15 protein-coding genes and 1 tRNA gene are annotated in these 17097 nt (G+C 54.5%); 9 read left to right on the forward strand and 7 right to left on the reverse strand.

Annotated features, from left to right (window positions below):
* Positions 1–325: 325 nt before the first annotated feature.
* Positions 326–1747 (forward strand): NAD(P)/FAD-dependent oxidoreductase, encoded by a 1422-nt coding sequence (locus I6J23_RS09245; protein WP_412523833.1) that lies wholly within the window; start codon positions 326–328, stop codon positions 1745–1747.
* On the opposite strand, the gene I6J23_RS09250 is transcribed toward I6J23_RS09245, so the two are convergent.
* The gene (locus tag I6J23_RS09250; protein WP_204581819.1) at positions 1713–2270 is read right to left on the reverse strand and encodes a PaaI family thioesterase; all 558 of its coding nucleotides are present in this window, start codon (positions 2268–2270) and stop codon (positions 1713–1715) included. The two genes, I6J23_RS09245 and I6J23_RS09250, sit on opposite strands and share 35 nt — an antisense overlap.
* Positions 2271–2337: 67 nt before the next feature.
* On the opposite strand from I6J23_RS09250, the gene gndA reads away from it, so the two are divergent.
* From gndA to I6J23_RS09275, 5 genes are all read left to right on the forward strand, one after another.
* Positions 2338–3801, forward strand: a complete 1464-nt coding sequence (gene gndA / locus I6J23_RS09255; protein ID WP_204581820.1) for an NADP-dependent phosphogluconate dehydrogenase — start codon at positions 2338–2340, stop codon at positions 3799–3801.
* 68 nt (positions 3802–3869) lie between these two features.
* A complete protein-coding gene (locus tag I6J23_RS09260) occupies positions 3870–5261 on the forward strand; it encodes a hemolysin family protein (RefSeq protein WP_204581821.1) in 1392 nt (463 codons plus the stop codon).
* The gene (locus tag I6J23_RS09265; RefSeq protein ID WP_204581822.1) at positions 5262–6320 is read left to right on the forward strand and encodes a hemolysin family protein; all 1059 of its coding nucleotides are present in this window, start codon (positions 5262–5264) and stop codon (positions 6318–6320) included.
* Positions 6321–6385: 65 nt separating this feature from the next.
* On the forward strand, positions 6386–7318 hold the full coding sequence (locus I6J23_RS09270) for a 3-methyladenine DNA glycosylase (protein WP_204583050.1): 933 nt from the start codon (positions 6386–6388) through the stop codon (positions 7316–7318).
* A gap of 9 nt (positions 7319–7327) precedes the next feature.
* Positions 7328–9010: a vWA domain-containing protein gene (locus I6J23_RS09275; RefSeq protein WP_204581823.1), complete on the forward strand. Its 1683-nt coding sequence runs from the start codon at positions 7328–7330 to the stop codon at positions 9008–9010.
* Between the two features lie 41 nt (positions 9011–9051).
* Here I6J23_RS09275 and I6J23_RS09280 read toward each other — a convergent pair whose 3' ends face one another.
* From I6J23_RS09280 to secA2, 6 genes are all read right to left on the reverse strand, one after another.
* Positions 9052–9585, reverse strand: coding sequence for a MerR family transcriptional regulator (locus I6J23_RS09280; protein WP_204583051.1), 534 nt, complete (start codon positions 9583–9585; stop codon positions 9052–9054).
* A gap of 326 nt (positions 9586–9911) precedes the next feature.
* Positions 9912–10568, reverse strand: coding sequence for a bifunctional nuclease family protein (locus tag I6J23_RS09285; RefSeq protein WP_204581824.1), 657 nt, complete (start codon positions 10566–10568; stop codon positions 9912–9914).
* A gap of 55 nt (positions 10569–10623) precedes the next feature.
* Positions 10624–11337: a MerR family transcriptional regulator gene (locus I6J23_RS09290; protein ID WP_204581825.1), complete on the reverse strand. Its 714-nt coding sequence runs from the start codon at positions 11335–11337 to the stop codon at positions 10624–10626.
* Between the two features lie 5 nt (positions 11338–11342).
* The gene (gene odhI / locus I6J23_RS09295) at positions 11343–11774 is read right to left on the reverse strand and encodes an oxoglutarate dehydrogenase inhibitor Odhl (protein ID WP_012731510.1); all 432 of its coding nucleotides are present in this window, start codon (positions 11772–11774) and stop codon (positions 11343–11345) included.
* Between the two features lie 283 nt (positions 11775–12057).
* The gene (locus tag I6J23_RS09300; RefSeq protein WP_204581826.1) at positions 12058–12915 is read right to left on the reverse strand and encodes a CDP-alcohol phosphatidyltransferase family protein; all 858 of its coding nucleotides are present in this window, start codon (positions 12913–12915) and stop codon (positions 12058–12060) included.
* Positions 12916–13028: 113 nt separating this feature from the next.
* Positions 13029–15278 (reverse strand): accessory Sec system translocase SecA2, encoded by a 2250-nt coding sequence (gene secA2 / locus I6J23_RS09305; protein ID WP_204581827.1) that lies wholly within the window; start codon positions 15276–15278, stop codon positions 13029–13031.
* A 189-nt stretch (positions 15279–15467) separates the two neighbouring features.
* On the opposite strand from secA2, the gene rraA reads away from it, so the two are divergent.
* The 3 genes from rraA (at position 15468) to I6J23_RS09320 (ending at position 17091) form a co-directional block, all read left to right on the forward strand.
* Positions 15468–16004, forward strand: coding sequence for a ribonuclease E activity regulator RraA (gene rraA / locus I6J23_RS09310; RefSeq protein WP_204581828.1), 537 nt, complete (start codon positions 15468–15470; stop codon positions 16002–16004).
* A 58-nt stretch (positions 16005–16062) separates the two neighbouring features.
* A tRNA-Pro gene (locus I6J23_RS09315) sits at positions 16063–16136 on the forward strand.
* Positions 16137–16236: 100 nt separating this feature from the next.
* Complete coding sequence (locus tag I6J23_RS09320) at positions 16237–17091, forward strand: class I SAM-dependent methyltransferase (RefSeq protein WP_204581829.1); 855 nt, start codon at positions 16237–16239, stop codon at positions 17089–17091.
* The last annotated feature ends 6 nt before the right edge of the window (positions 17092–17097 follow it).

Raw genomic sequence — 17097 nt, forward strand, 5'->3', positions numbered from 1 at the left:
TCCGATCATTCGTGCCGACGCTGACCCCTTTAGTGCTGGTATATGCGCCTTTTTATTACTTTCTACCCGCCCTAAAATTACCGCGGATAAGGACGTGATAGTTTGCACCACGCCACACTTGCCCGCAGGCCGTCAAGAGTCACTCAGTAATCATCGACTAGCTTCGCGAATGAACCCGGCAATTACCACACTTACGCCTGACACTATAGTGTGATTGGTTACATACTGTGTGATCCGACATACACTGATGTGTGGCGACACTTTTCGTGATTCCTTGACCACGCACGATATATCCCACCGAAGGAAACCTATGCCCTCCGAAAAAATGAACCACAACGTTCCCGCTTCCCACGATTCTCAGCACCGCGTCGTTATCATCGGCGCCGGATTCGGCGGAATTTTCGCGGCGAAGCGACTTGCCAACGAAAATGTCGACGTCACAATCATCGATCGAAACAATACCCACGTCTTTCAACCGCTGCTGTATCAAGTAGCAACCGGTATTCTCTCCCCGGGAGAAATAGCCTCATCGATTCGGCAAATCTTCCATGCTGATCCCAACATTCATGTCGCACGAGGCGAAGTCCAGAATGTTGACACAGAAGCGAAGACCGTTACAGCGTCGCAAGATGATCACGAGTTAGTGTTTCCTTACGACTCCTTGATCGTTGCGGCTGGTGCGGGCCAATCCTACTTCGGCAACGACCAATTCGCGAAGTACGCACCGGGGATGAAGAGCATCGACGACGCCCTTGAGATTCGTTCTCGCATTATTAGCGCATTCGAACGTGCCGAGATGACAACAGATCAGCGTGAGCGCGATCGCCTTCTCACCTTCGCCATCGTCGGCGCAGGTCCCACCGGTGTCGAGCTAGCCGGGCAGGTTGCCGAGATGGCGAACCGCACACTGACGGGCGAATACTCCAACTTCGACCCTGCGGACGCGCGCATCATACTTATCGACGGAGCTCCCCAGGTACTACCGCCGTTTGGCAAGCGATTGGGCAGAAAAGCCGCCAATCAACTACGCCGTATGGGAGTTGAAATCGTTCTTGGCTCGATAGTGACTGACGTGAACAAACGCGGTCTTACGTACAAGAATCTCGAGTCGGGTGAAGAGACGACTATCGAGGCCTCGTGCAAGATTTGGTCTGCCGGTGTTGCAGCCTCTCCTCTCGGCGCCATCATCGCACAACAAAGTGGTGTCGACGTCGACCGCGCCGGGCGTGTACCCGTCAATCCTGACCTCACCGTGGGTAACCACCGTGATGTCTTCGTTGTCGGCGACATGATGTCACTCGATAGGCTCCCTGGTGTTGCCCAGGTGGCTATCCAGGGTGGCAAGTATGCTGCCGAACAGATCGCCCAGGAAGCACGGGGACGGTCATATGAGGAGCGCCCCGACTTTGAGTACTTTGACAAGGGCTCGATGGCCACAGTGTCCCGATTCCAGGCCGTCGTTAAGCTGGATAAAGTTGAATTCGCTGGATTCTTTGGATGGGTCACGTGGCTGCTAGTTCACTTAGCCTTCATTGTGGGCTTCCGCAACAGGCTGGTGTCGATGGTCAGCTGGGGGCTCAATTCCATTTCCCCCAAGCGGTGGCACTTGGACACCACCCAGCAGCAGCTTTATGCACGCAACGGGTTGGACAAATTAGCAGTCGAATCACCCAAGGCTGCAGAGGTGCGGGAGACCCGGAAACTGGGTACCCCTAACCCTGCTGAGAAGTGGAAGACTGCGGAATAACTGAGGTTCGAAGGTTTGTCCGCGCAACAAGCTTCTCAGTTTGTTCATTCGCGATAAGGACTTCCCATACCTGGAAAGTCCGGCCAAGGTTGACCGGCCGTGCGATTGCACGCAAGATATCCCCTGGGCGCGACGGGCGAAAGAAATCTGTGTTGTTGTTCACTCCCATCACAGTTGCTTGTCCCCCAGCGGCGATATATCCCGCGATAGATGCAATAGACTCACCAATCGCGCAGTACACACCACCATTCGTCACACCCCACGGCTGAACATGGCGCTGATCAATCACGATCCTGCCCTCAACTCTGTCGGGGCCAACCGCGGTAAAGGTCATGCCCAGAGTTTGGTCTAATCCGTGCGGAAGAGCAGAGCTAGATACCGTTTCAGGAGTTCCCTCTGAAAAACCATTCCCACCCGTATGGTTTGTCTCGCCTCCGTACACGGCACCGCCATTGAGCTCAGCCAATTCCTCATCAGTTAATTGACGCTGCGTGGAAATTCCGAATTTCTCGACAAAACTCATAGATCACCATCGTACTGACATATGCACTGTCAGACGTCAGAAATAGAACACGCTAGACTCGAGGGTCATGAGTGATACCTCCACAACACAAGGCAACCTAGCCAATATCGGAGTCGTCGGGCTCGCAGTGATGGGCTCAAATATTGCCCGTAATTTTGCATCGCACGGCTACACGGTCGCGGTGTACAACCGTTCTCACGAAAAAACCGACGCGTTTATGTCGGACTTTGGTGAAACAGGTTCATTCGTCGCGTCGTCGACGATTGAAGAGTTCGTTGCTTCCCTCGAGCGCCCGCGTCGCGCCCTCATCATGGTTAAAGCTGGTGCGGCTACCGATGCTGTCATTTCACAACTTGCGGATGCTATGGAGGAAGGCGACATCATTATTGATGGCGGTAACTCTCTATACACGGATACGATCCGTCGCGAACGGGAAATTGCCGCTCGCGGGTTGCACTTCGTCGGGGCGGGGATTTCCGGTGGTGAGGAAGGCGCTCTTAACGGCCCCTCCATCATGCCTGGTGGCCCCCAGGAGTCATACGAATCTCTTGGTCCATTACTGGAATCTATTGCCGCACAGGTTGACGGCACACCGTGCTGCACCCACATCGGTCCTAATGGCGCAGGGCACTTCGTGAAAATGGTTCACAATGGCATTGAGTATGCCGATATGCAGGTCATTGGCGAGGCCTACCACCTGCTCCGCTACGGCGCGAACATAGAGCCAGCAGAGATCGCCGACGTTTTCCGGGAGTGGAATAAGGGCGATCTTGACTCCTACTTGGTTGAAATCACCGCAGAAGTCCTCTCCCATGTTGATAGTGAAACCGGAAAACCGCTCGTTGACGTCATCGTTGACAGCGCAGGCCAGAAGGGAACCGGCCGCTGGACGGTGAAAGCTGCCCTTGACCTGGGAATTCCTGTCACCGGTATCGGGGAAGCGGTCTTCGCACGCGCATTGTCTGGTGCTACCGCACAACGCACTGCCACACAGGGGAACCTCCCCGGCGGTTCTCTCCGCTCACCCATTTCCGCTGAGGAACGGGAGAGCTTCATCGAGGACGTGCGACGGGCCCTCTACGCATCGAAGATGGTGGCCTATGCCCAAGGTTTCGATGAAATTAAGGCCGGATCAGCAGAGCACGAATGGAACGTCGATCCCCGTGACTTAGCGACGATCTGGCGAGGCGGCTGCATCATTCGCGCGAAATTCCTTAACCGCATTCGCGAAGCCTATGATCAGGATCCGGACCTCCAGCTACTCCTCTTGGACCCGTACTTCACGGAACAGATGTCCAACCTGGTTGATTCCTGGCGGCGCATTGTCGTATCTGCGACGGAAATGGGGCTACCTATCCCCGTCTTCGCGTCGTCATTGTCATACTATGATTCGCTTCGTGCTGAGCGGCTTCCCGCGACACTCATTCAGGCACAGCGTGATTTCTTCGGCGCCCATACCTATCGCCGGATCGATAAAGATGGTTCCTTCCACACGCTGTGGTCGGGCGATCGCTCAGAGGTTGAAGCGTAACTGACGACTGGTCACTCCCCTGTCGGGATTACTCCCGTCGTCTGGCGGATCTACACTAGCTACCAACTATGGACATTGCATTAAGTATTCTGGGCATTATCGGTTTCATCGCGTTGACCGCCGGCACGGGAGTATTCGTGGCGGTGGAATTCGCGCTCACTGGTCTGGAAAATTCCACTATTCAGGAAGACACCTCCCCATTGGGCAAACTGGTGGGAAAGGCACATCAAAACCTTTCCTTTCATTTGTCCGGTGCGCAGCTCGGTATTACATTAACGACGCTGGCTACAGGCTATTTAGCAGAGCCGGTGCTGTCCACATTTATTACTCCGCTACTTGAAGTGGTCGGGATTTCCCCCTCTGCCTCGCAGTCCATTGCGTTGATTATCGCGATGATTATCGCGGCACTTCTGTCCATGGTTTATGGTGAGCTTGTTCCAAAGAATATAGCGATCACCAATCCCATGAAAGCCGCTAAGATCACGGTCCGGCCAGTCGTGTATTTCAACCGGTTTTTCTCGCCATTCATTAAAACTTTGAATTGGTCCGCCAATCATTTGGTGAGAAAAATGGGGATCGAGCCCGCCGACGAGCTAGCGTCGGCACGGTCCCCTCAGGAGCTGGGTGCACTGGTGCGAAACTCGGCTCTTCATGGAGGTATGTCAAAAAATCAAGCCACACTCATTGACCGGTCACTGAAATTCGGCGATGTCTCGGCCGACGAAATTATGACTCCTCGTGCCAAAGTCGAGGCGCTCGAAAAAGACTCCTCGATGACGGATTTACTTACCCTCGCCATGGAGACAGGGCACTCACGCTTCCCCATTACAGACGGCGATCTTGATAACACCCTCGGTGTCATCCACGTCAAGAAGGCGTTTACCTTTCCGACCGATCAACGCGATTCCACATTAGTGATTGACTACGCCGATCCTGCGCCCGTCGTGCCTACCAGCCTCGATGGCGACAGTGTCCTTAAGATTGTTCGACAATCTGGGTGCGAAATGGCCATGGTTGCCGACGAGTATGGCGGAACGAGCGGCATCGTCACTATTGAGGACATGGTCGAAGAAATCCTCGGCGCTGTCTTCGACGAACACGATGACACTGAGACTGAGATACGGCAATCGGGAACGTCGTGGGATTGTTCCGGGCTCGTGCGCATCGATGAGTTGGAGTCTCGGCTCGGCTATAAAGCCCCAGAGGGACCATATGAAACTCTGGGTGGTCTGGTCATGACCAACCTCAAACGGATTCCCGTCGAAGGCGACATCATCGTTTTGCCAGATCCAGATACCAATATGGTGGAAACTAATCCTTTATCCTGGTCGGCCCGAGTGACATCGATGGATGACCGACGAGTGGATCGGGTGCTTTTGACCCCCATCGCTCCTGAACAAGCATCTGCGATGACAAGTGCGGGAGACAACAACAATCTGCCACTGCGAGAGGGGGAATAAATGATCGGCGACCTATGGGCTCTCGTATTCGCCCTCTTCCTGATCGCGTTAAACGCGTTCTTTGTGGGAGCAGAGTTTGCTCTCATTTCTTCCCGCAAAGACCGTCTGGAATCGATCCTCGAGTCCGGGGATACCAGAGCACGCGCAATTATTAACGCCACTGAGCACCTCTCCATGAACCTCGCCGGAGCTCAATTCGGCGTCACCATCGCTAGCCTCCTGCTAGGTAAAGTCGGCGAACCAGCCGTCTCCCATCTCATCGAAACCCCCGCGGCAGCTCTCGGTGTTCCCGACGGATTACTGCATCCGATTGGATTCGCGCTCGCGCTGCTCTTGGTCTCGATTCTTCACATCATTCTGGGCGAGATGGTGCCGAAGAACATTGCGCTCGCAGGCCCAGAAAACGTCGCGATGTGGCTCGTGCCTATCCACGTCATGTTCGTGAAAATAACGCGCCCCATCATTCTTTTCTTCAACTGGGTAGCACGTATCACGCTGGCAGCTGTTGGCATCACACAGAAAGATGAGCTGGACACCACCGTTAGCCCGTCGGAGCTAGCGCGCATGATCGCTGATTCACGCCAAGAAGGCCTGATCGACGCAGAAGAGCACTCTCGGCTGAACAAGGCATTAGCGTCACCACGTCGGCATATCGACGAGGTTCTCATTCCTGCCGACGAGGTCCGTACAGTGCCTTTGCGCGGCAGTGGCCCGCTCATGGGCGACGTGGAAAAGGCTGTTGCCGACACCGGGTTTTCACGTTTCCCCGTGACAGGCAGAGATGGCACCTACTTAGGCTACGTCCACGTCAAAGACATTTTGGACCGCGAAATCCCACCCCATTCTGACCCGGAAACGGTGTTAGCGCGTAGGGAAATCCGGCCGCTCATCACCTTCTCCCCCTCTACTCCTATGGACCAAGCGCTGCGGCTCATGCGTGGACGCTCTCGTCATATTGCGCAAGTGGTAGATGGCGGGCATCAATACGGAATCGTGACCCTCGAAGATTTGATCGAGGAATATGTCGGAACCGTGCGCGATAGTACCCACGATGACTAAAGCAGACGACTAACCCCGACGTGGCTACTACCCCACGACAGCAAAGGAATTCGACCTCAGACATTATGCCGACTTCGACAACATTTCGCCCCACCATTCTTTTTCCATCAGAGTGGACATCGCGTCGGAATGCACATAAGGACATGGTCACAAGGTTGACTAAAGATCACCTTGAACGCGCCTCTCGCGGGCAACGGCATCCGGTGTGGGACTTTATCTTCCATTACTACCCTGTCACCCCAGGCAAACTCAGTCATTGGTCACCTGGCCACGGTGTGTATCTCGTCGATGCTCCTGCCATGAAGTATTTCACTAAGGTTGATAGCGAATCTGTCCCCACCGTTGCGCTTGAGGGCGCCGGTATCACTGCGGATCAGCTTCATGGCCATACCATCACAACATTGGACACTGCTGCGTTGTGGGCAGATCGGGGCTCGACGTTCCGCTACATTGAGAATCTGCTGACCCAAACATTGTCCAATCCCACGCACTTTGATTGTTTTGGCCTCCACGAATGGGCGATGGTTTATCGAGGACGACCTCGGCACCCGGAACCGCTCAGGCTAGGACCAGAGGCGACGAACCGGGTGGTTGAAACTCATTCCATGCGGTGCACGCACTATGACGCTTTTCGATTCTTCACCCTTGACGCCGTCCCCCGCAATAAGTTCCACCCATCGCGGGAAACACAACCACTGTGTGAACAGGGAGCATGCTTGCACGCAAACATGGATTTATATAAATGGGCAACGAAATTAGGCCCCCTCGTGCCGGGTGAACTCTGGCTGGATACATTCCGTTTAGCGTGCGATATACGGAAACTGGATATGGAAGCCTCACCCTATGACCTCACCGAGTGGGGTTTTACCGCGGTGCCCATTGAGACGCCCGAGGGGAAAGCACAATATGTCGCTGCCCAACGCGAATTTTCTCAGCGCGCCTCCGACCTACGGACGAAGCTCATTGATATCATTCGCACCTCAGATTTAACGTTGTAACATTGCGTTATGGCGAATCATCGATCAGGAACACGGCAATTACGCTTTGCACGATGGGTGTGGGTGGCCTTTGTTATTGTCATCGTGCTCGCACTTCTCGCTGCCTTGTCTGTGGTTTTCGTCAGTCGGAATAAATCGTCGTCTAACGCTGCTGACTGTGACCGGTCGACGGTTCTCAACGTCATTGCTGACCCTTCGGCCAAGGCTACGGCTGAGAAGTTGACGTCGGATTATTCGAAGTCGAATCCCTCCACTCACGATTCCTGTATTACGCCGAAGATAACATATGCGAATACGGCACAGGCGATAGCTTTGTTCCATTCGCCGGAGGGAGATCTCCCCGCAGCGTGGATACCCGCTGGTAGCCTCCCGGGTTCAACGCAGGATAATCCCGGTGGGACCGCTTTGGACGGCAGCGAAGCAGAAATCGATTCGTCGGTGCTCATTGATCGCCAACAATTGGGGGCGATCCACTCCAAGAACTCGGCACAAGACAAAGCACCGGGCGCACCGGTGTATCCGCGCAACTCGACGTGGTCTGCTTATGCGGCTAGTGCCCAATTCGCTAAAGATCATCCAGCCGGTATGGATCCTCAAGCGCGTGATGCGTCGGCACGTGAGGTTGCTGCCACCCTTTCCCCCACTTCTCTTTCGGATGCGGTCTCGTCCGTCTCGGGTGGGAAAGAAGATATTTCCGTAGCAGCTCCGCAGTCGCTTGGGGGCGACAACACGGCGTTCTCACCGATCAGTGATGCGACGGTCGATTTCCCACTTCTGACAATGAGCTCTAGCCCTCGGGTTACCGAATACCAAGCACGGGCTGCCGCTGATTATTCAGAATTCGCCCGCTCGCATTCGGAATCGCAGGCTGCCGAGAAAACTCCTGCCCATGATTCCCTATCAAACGACACCAAAGAACTGGCTTATGCTGCTTCTAACCAGGTCAGTGGCGAGCTTCCACCGGTGACAGTGACTAACTCCACCACGACAGAAATGAATAGTCAGGCTTCAGGGAACACTGATCGTAAGGCCACAACCGATAAAGCGGCCGCTCAACAGTCCCCAGTAAAGAAGGACGCGGCAAAGGACCAGACGAAGTCCACACAAAAACCTGATAAGGCGAATCAACAACGTCCTGCCCCGGCGTCGACACTGCTGCTGATCGACACATCAGAATCTATGCGCAACCATTTTGACGTTATCCAGCGCGAGAGCGCCCGAAGCCTGCAACAAGCGGGACAGCATGGGCGGGTGACGTCGTTATGGAGTTTTTCCTCGCCCATGGAAAGGGTCCAACCCTATCGAAACCATGTTGACCTCAGCATCGGTGACCACGGCGCTCGGAGTGCGTCGATGGTTAACGGGCTCACGACGGGCGGCACCCCGTTCCTATATGAATCGACCGTCGCAGCGATGCTCAATGCATCAATTAGCGGACCTGCTCCAAAGCGCGTCGTTATCGTGACTGACTCAACGAATGCAGGACGATCCATGGACGCGGCTAATGCGCGACTTCAGGCCGATATCATCAACAAGCAATCCCCCGTACAAGTTGATGTCATCGCTCTCGGCGACAAAGTGGATCCGTGGCTACGCGAAGTGAGCAAATTAACCAATGGCCATTACCACGCTATCCCCAATGCCACAGATAAATCATTCCCCCAGGCATTAACGGACGCCGTGGCAGGTTAGATACGTAACTGGCTGAAAAGCCAAGCGCTCTAGCCAGCTAACTAGCTGGTTTTACGACGCCGACGCTCTGCGAGCTCATCGAACCCTGCAACGGTGTGTTGAGAAGCCCCGTCAGCGCTGTCTTCAGCACTTCCCACATGGACAACTTTCTCCGCCGGAAACTCTGAAATCGTCCCGGCAAGCTCTTTGACGATACCGGGAACTCCGATCCCAAAGACGCCCTGTCCACCGGTCAACAGATCGAAGACTTCTTCGCTAGAACGGCATTCATACACCGTCGTTCCGTCAGAAACGAGTGTAATCGTAGAAAGATCATCAACACCCAAGTTGCTCAACTTTTCAACGGCACGGCGAATGTTCTGCAGAGAAATGCCCGTATCCAACAGACCCTTAACGATCTTGAGAACAAGGATATCGCGGAACGAGTACAACCTCTGAGTTCCGGATCCGTGGGCGGATCGAATGGATGGTTGGACGAGCTTTGTACGAGCCCAGTAGTCAAGCTGTCGATAGGTTATCCCCGCTACCTGACAAGCGATGGGAACGCGGTAGCCAACTTCGTCGTCCGAATCCATGACGTCAAAGAGTGCGCCTTGGACGGGTGCCTGTTCCTGTTTCACTGCAGGCTCACTTTCTGTGGTCGTACGTGTTGAGCAAGAGAGCGGGAAAACTCACACTCATGTAGTTCGATGCCGTCTAGGTTATGCCAATATTCTTTCGAGTCAACGCGACACGCAACACATGTGGCACATTTTTCACATGCGTCTATCAAACCACATGCTTAACTTACTATATTGTAATTAACAACTTTCACACTAGTCACAGTGTCAAGTTGGGATCACTCACATTCAACCGACAGAGTGTCCCGTTCACACTCCAGCAACCTCTGCCAATCTCGTCTCTACGAATCCTCAGAACCGTTCTCACCACGACGATCATTATCACTACCCCGGGTAAGATCATTTTCGCTCATACCCAAGTGTCCCATCAGTTCTTCAAAATCGGCATCACCGACTGCAAGATCACCCAGATCTTCCGACAGATGCTGCTGATCATTACTCTCTGACTGGGAATTATCTCCCGTCATTTCAGCCAAGAGCGATAAGCTGGATTCGGGGCGTCCAGACACGGGCTGATTCGAACTATCAAGATGTTCGACTACCTCAGCCGTGACCGGAACCGACCAGGTTTTAACAATTGACTCTTCGGCGTAAATCGTCACGTCCTCATTAAGAGCTAGATCAACGGCGTCCGAAACTCGGATGTCAAAGTTATTCCCTGACTCGCAATGAATTGTCGCATAGAAGGTGCCATGATTGACGGCATCAATAGAAATATTCACTACAGCGTCATCATGCGCTTCTAGAACGTCGACAATCACACTTGTCGACGTTGGCCGCCGCGGCTCTACACCGACGTCTTTGCCCGAAAGAATAGCCGCGGAGGACGCACCAACAAACACCGTCATCAAACGCCGGCGCTGGGGCCACAAAAACACTATTGCCGGATCGCGATCTGGGCCGAGGAGAAACAACCCTAAATACTCGAGTTCAACCATGATGATATGTGGCCTCCATCCTCATTCCGACCGATCGGTCATCGGCACTCAATGTCTAATCGAATTCGCCTCGCAGGGAAGCTTTAATAAACGCTGCCTGTAGGCTCACGATTAATGCGGAGAGCTCGCGAGCTGTCTCTTCCGATCGGGCTTTGGCGTCACTGCTCTTGACGTGCCCCAAAGGACCGCTAGCCTGAGTGATCAACCCCGCATAACGTTGAGCTGTCGCTCGCAAGGTTTTTAAGTGTCGCTCATCAAGCCCAAACCCCACCAATTGGCTCGCTGTTCGTGCGATCGACACATCATCTTGGCAGTAGAGGCCTGATCTGTCGGCATTAACGAGACCCGCCTTGGCAAGCTGCGTGAGGAAAGTGTCATCAATCTCAGCAGCAGTACACACATCGGAATGGGTCAAACGCGTATTTTCCGGCTTAAATTGCTCGGCAGAAATTAATCCCGTAACAGGGGTGACGTTGCCTTCGTCCATTGCGTCGAGGCGCTGCTTAATGACCTTCAGCGGCAGATAATTATCACGCTGCGTCGTCAGAATATAACGTAAGCGCTGAACGTCGGCGGACGAGTAGCGTCGATAACCCTTTTCTGTACGCGCCGGGGAGACAAGCCCTTCAGACTCCCAAAAACGGAGCTTGGAGACCGTAACGTCAGGGAACTCGCGACGCAATTGCTTAAGAACCGCCCCGATCGACAACGTGGAAGGGCGGTCGTGACGGACCTCAGGCAGCGGACCCGTTTTCCGTAGAGCTGACACTGTTCTTAAGAATCTTTCTGACCGTTGAGAAACACGAGGCGGAACTTACCAATCTGGATTTCATCACCATTGGAAAGCTCTGAAGAGTTCTTTGGCTCACGATTGACGTACGTGCCGTTCAGAGATCCAACGTCGACGACTTCGAACTGGTCATCGTTCTTGCGGAATTCAGCGTGGCGACGGGACACGGTGACATCATCCAAGAAGATATCGCTATCGGGATGACGGCCCGCTGTCGTCGTCGGCTGGTCGAGGAGGAATCGGGATCCTGCATTCGGACCACGTTTGACGACGAGCAATGCGGAGCCCTCAGGTAAGCCATCAACGCCTGGGGCCGAGGAATCGGATGCGCCCGATTCCATTTCTTTCAAAAGATCGGCACGAAAGACCGAGGTAGTTTCCACCGAAGATTCTGAAAAATCACTATTGTCACTCATCGATTCTGCCTCCTTAAGTTCGACCAACGGTTCACACCAGCCACTGCCCTGCCCGACTTACTATCTCACATAGAGATAATAGCCAGCCGTTCGAGCGGTTGCCTGCCACTAAATTAGCTGAGAACCGTTTCCACTGGGTTATACAGATTTAGCGCCCATAGTAGCCGTTTATGCCCCTCCACATAGTGCCGAGGGGCATGTTATATTCACTCCCCCAGCCTAATCCATAGGATGGTGGCATGCGCGCGATGCGGGTAAGCATCACCCCCAAAGACACTTTTTATCATGAAGAGCCCGTGGTTCGGTTCCGACCCCTAGTAACAGGAAATCGCCTCGATACAAGCACTGCTCGGTACAAATACAGAACCCCTGTCCACAAATACAAAACTGTCCCCCACAGGAAAAGAGCTCGCGCCCAGGGGGTAAAGAAATGTGAAAATGACCATGCCGCAGCTGAAGCTAAGTACAGCGGGAAGGCCCACATGAGAGCGAAAGTCGCAGCTTTTCCGAGATACATGACTTTCGGCCGGATTCCACGATTTCGGTAGACGAGCATCGTTGGGAAAAGGATAAGGTCGCGAGCGAAGAGAACTACCACCCACCACCAGCTCAGTAACCCCGCAATAGCGAAACAAATGGGTGTGACGAGGATGAACAACCGGTCGGCGGCTGGGTCGAGATACTGGCCTATCCGTGTGGTCAGTCCCCAAATTCTCGCGATTTTTCCATCAAGCCAGTCCGTAAATGACGAAATCGCCACGATGGCGAGTGCCCATCCATACTCACCCGGGCCGATAAGAAACCAGGCGTAAATGGGCACCAGGCAGATCCGCACGATACTCAAGATGTTAGGAACAGTCAGGATCCGCGAGTATCCCGCAGGGTGAACTGTCACTTGCTCCCTCATACCCGGCGGTTCCATACCAGGGGGTACTGCGCGGGCGGTGTGCCCGTCCGGCGTGGGAAGCATCTTGTCCATCCGTGCTTCTACCCGAAGTCGAGTTTCGTGAGTTACTTTGCTCACCGGGGTGCTCCGGGTAAAACGCGACTGCCGAGCACTCTTAGCTCCTTGCTTTTTAGTTCCAACCGGTTGTTCATAACGAGGGATCTCGGGGTTATCACGATGCTCGTCATAATCCATCGGACTTATCCTCTCGTTACGTACTCATTGCTATATGTGGCTATATGTAGCCAGCTGTCAGAATTTCATTGCTCACCCGATATTGCCGTACACATCACCGTTGTAAAGCAAGCCTATCGGAATAAGTTAACAACTGATCCCACGACCGATCCATTATTCCCGGACAGAGGATTGTCATTAACCATATAAGTCCAGGTAGAACTTGGACGCCGAAGACCTCGCTCGCCGAGATCGGCGCCATTGTTATCGATCGTGATATGCCTCCACGTTTCAACCGCATCATCAACGGCTCCGGTGGCGAGATTCTTAAACTCGGCAATCGACATACGGTGAAATTCATCGACCGGATTCTCTCGGGCGAGAGCACGGAGGTGAATAGATTCCCGGATGTCATCCAGATATTCAAGATGCCGCGCCCAATGTTCATCGAGGTGAAAGAGCTCAACCTCACGGGCTGCTTGAACACGGACATCATGCGGCACCGTCAGGTCACGGTGAGCACGGTGCTGTAGTTCGTTCAAGGCAACGTCGGAATCAAGGATGTCGCTGCGCCGCTCATCAATGATGCCCCGTTGCTCATTGATGAGTTTGTTATATTTCCACGTGTTCGCGTGAATCTGAAGCATTTGTCCTTCAGTGACACGCTGACAGTGATCCACAAAGGAATACACTTTTTTCTGCGTCAGTTGCCCGTTGCTATCGGGAACTGCATTGACGGATTCACCTGCTCCGCCAACTGCGATGACGTCGTCCTCGAGGGAGACGAAAATGACGCTGGAGCCCGGATCGCCTTGTCGCCCGGCGCGACCTCGGAGTTGGTCGTCGAGGCGGGCACTGCGGTGGCGTCCGAATCCGACGACAGCAAGGCCGCCAGCTTTGACGACGTCGTCGCGGTACTGTTCATGTGCTCCGCCGAGTTTGATGTCTGTCCCTCGCCCGGCCATTTGTGTGGATACGGTGACACGCCCGGGGAGTCCAGCGTCGGCAATGATTCGTGCTTCTTTTTCGTGGTTTTTTGCGTTGAGTACGACGCAGTCGACTCCAATGGCTTGGAGTGCGTTTTGGATGTCTTCGGATTCGGCGACGTTGTGGGTTCCGACAAGCACGGGGCGGCCGGCTTGTTGGAGCTGTTGGATGTGTTCGATGATGCCTCGGCGTCGGTCGTCGGCGGTGCTGAAGATTCGGTCTGCTTCGTCGTCGCGAATGCAGGGAAGATGGGGCTCAATGACGGCGACGCCGAGGCCGTAGAATTGACGGAGTTGTTCGGAGGCGGCGGTGGCGGTTCCTGTCATTCCGCACAGGTTGGTATAGCGGCCGAGGAGCGCTTGGATGGTGATGGTGTCGAGCACTCGCCCACCGTCGGTGACATCGAGTCCTTCTTTTGCTTCGACGGCGGATTGTAGCCCGTCTGGCCAGCGTTGGAGGTCAGCTATGCGTCCTTTTGAGTTGTCGACGAGGGCGACTTTTCCGTCTCGAATGATGTAGTGAACGTCTTTGACCAGGAGTTCTTTAGCGTGAAGAGCGACGTTGACTTGGACAAGTGTGGTGCTGATGTTTTCGGCGTCGTAGAGCGATGATAGGCCGAGGCGTTTCTCGACGGTGTGGGCTCCTTTGTCCGTGAGGAACACGTTTCGTTGGTCGTCATCAACGCTGTAGTCCTCGTCTTTGGTGAGGTTCCGGACGACTTCGCTGATGCGGCCGGTGGGTGCGTGGCCGGGTGCGCTGCCGGCCAAGACGAGGGGGACGAGAGCTTCGTCGACCATGACTGAGTCGGCTTCGTCGACGATGGCGACGTCTGGTGTGGGCTGTACTTGGTCATGTCGGCGTGTGATCAAGTGGTCGCGGAGGACGTCGAATCCCATTTCGTTGATTGATCCGAAGACGACGTCGTTAGAGTATGTCGTGCGGCGTTGATCCGCGGTCATATGTTCTTGGATGGCGCCGACGGTCACGTCGAAGAAGTCGAACAGTGGTCCCATCCAGTCGGCGTCTCGTCCTGCTAAGTAGGAGTTGACGGTGATGCAATGGATTTTTCGTCCCTGGTGGGCGTAGATGATCGCTGCGAGTGCCCCGACGAGTGTTTTGCCTTCGCCGGTGGCCATTTGTATGACATTGCCTTTGAGGAGTTCCTGAGCTCCTCGGAGTTGGCAGTCGAATGGGGTGAGTCCGATTGTTCGCGTGGAGGCTTCTCGAAGCGTCGCGAACATGGTGGCATTGTCTTTATCCCGTAGCGCGGTGTCGAAGGTTCTTCGGAGGTCGGCGTCGGTGAGTGTGGCTGTGTGGTCTCCTAGCGTGGTGGCGCGGGAGAGCTCAGCTGTGTTTTTGCGCCGGGAACCGGTGAGTTTCCGAAGCCATGTGGCCATAGGGGTCGTCCTTGCTACGTGGAAAGATTACGTGTGTTTTACGTTAGCGTTTTTTGGTTGACGTCATGTTTCGAGTCCGGTGAGACCGGGCCGGCTACCCAGCGTAGTCCACAGTTGGTGGTGGCGATGGGGAGTCGTTTCTTGGCAAAGTCACACCAGGCGGGAACGATTCGGGTTAATCTGCTGGCTATGAATAATAAACGTGAGTCCGCTCATGAGAGTGCGGGTCCCCAGGGGATTATTCCCACAGCCGATATTGTCGACGTTGTTGGTCCGGCTGTACGGTCCTGTGATGTGCAATTTCTCAATTACGGTGGCCGTATTGAGTTTGCCGGCCAGATTTCGACGGTGCGGTGTTACGAGGATAACGCTCTTCTTAAATCCGTGTTGGGTACCGCCGGCAACGGGGGTGTGCTTGTTGTCGATGGGGGCGGAAGCGTTCACACTGCGTTGATGGGCGATAACGTCGCTGCACTGGGGCGTGATCATGGTTGGTCCGGGATCGTTATTTACGGCGCTATTCGTGACTCTGCAGAGATCAAGGATATGGATTTCGGGGTGAAAGCTCTGGGCACGAATCCACGGAAATCCAGCAAAACTGGCGACGGTGAGCGCGATGTTGTGGTGAACTTCGGCGGAGTGGATTTTGTTCCCGGCCAGTATGTGACGTGCGATGCCGATGGGATAGTCGTCACTGAGACACCTGTCTCCCCACCTCAGGCCTAGTTTTTTGTGGTCGCAATCGGCTGCGGTATGCTGCAGTGGTTGCCCCTGATGGGGCAATCGGACTGTGGCGCAGTTTGGTAGCGCACTTGACTGGGGGTCAAGGGGTCGCAGGTTCAAATCCTGTCAGTCCGACGCTGATAACAATTGAGGCCGCTACCGTTGGGGATGTGTTGTGCATATAGACCCTGATGGATGCGGTCTTTCTCATTCTTCCGATGGTGATTCACACGCTATGACACCATCGAGGCCGGCGTATTCTCCCGGCCAGCAGATTCCCATTCGATCTCAACGTGACCGTCCTATTTTTGCCTCGTCCGAGAACCGTGTGGAAGCTGCCAACTCCTTTCATCGTGGGGTAACGAATTATGGTGCAGTGCGTCCTGGCTATCCCACTGATGTTGTTGATCTCCTCGAGTGCCATATTGGCCAGTCCGGTCACCGCGAGCTCAACGCTCCACTGCGAATACTCGACATAGGCGCAGGCCCGGGCTCATTGACAGTAAACCTTGATGAGCGGTTTCCAGGTGGCGTCCTCGCTTCGGATCCGTCGCCTGAAATGACCCATTCATGTGTGGCGCGTCTCCCCCGTGTTCCGGTCATTCGGTCTCGTGCGGAGTCTACCGGGCTCACCGATGCGTGCCTCACCGCGGCGACGTGTGCGCAAACGTGGCATTGGCTCGATACAGATCAGACATGTCGTGAGCTGGACAGGGTTCTGGTTGCTGGTGGTGTGTGCCTTCTTGTGTGGAACACACTCGATGTGAGTGTCCCCTGGGTGCATCGGTTAGCGCGAATTATGCATTCAGGGGATATCTTGCGCCCCGGTTTTATCCCTCAGGTCGCGCCACCATGGACTATTACTGATGAGTGGCGTGGCTCATTCAACCAGGCCATCACGGCACATAACATTATCCATCTGGCTCATACTCGGTCCTATTGGTTACGGGCCACGGACAAAACGCGCGAGCACGTCGATAATAATCTCCGCTGGTATCTCTACCAGCACCTCGAGCTACCTGAGCATCAGCCAATTGAGTTGCCCTACAGGACAGACGCATTCATTATGCGCCGCCAGCACGAGGGGTAAGAGGGA

This window comes from Corynebacterium kroppenstedtii (assembly GCF_016894245.1).
In the GTDB taxonomy this organism is placed as follows: Bacteria; Actinomycetota; Actinomycetes; order Mycobacteriales; family Mycobacteriaceae; genus Corynebacterium.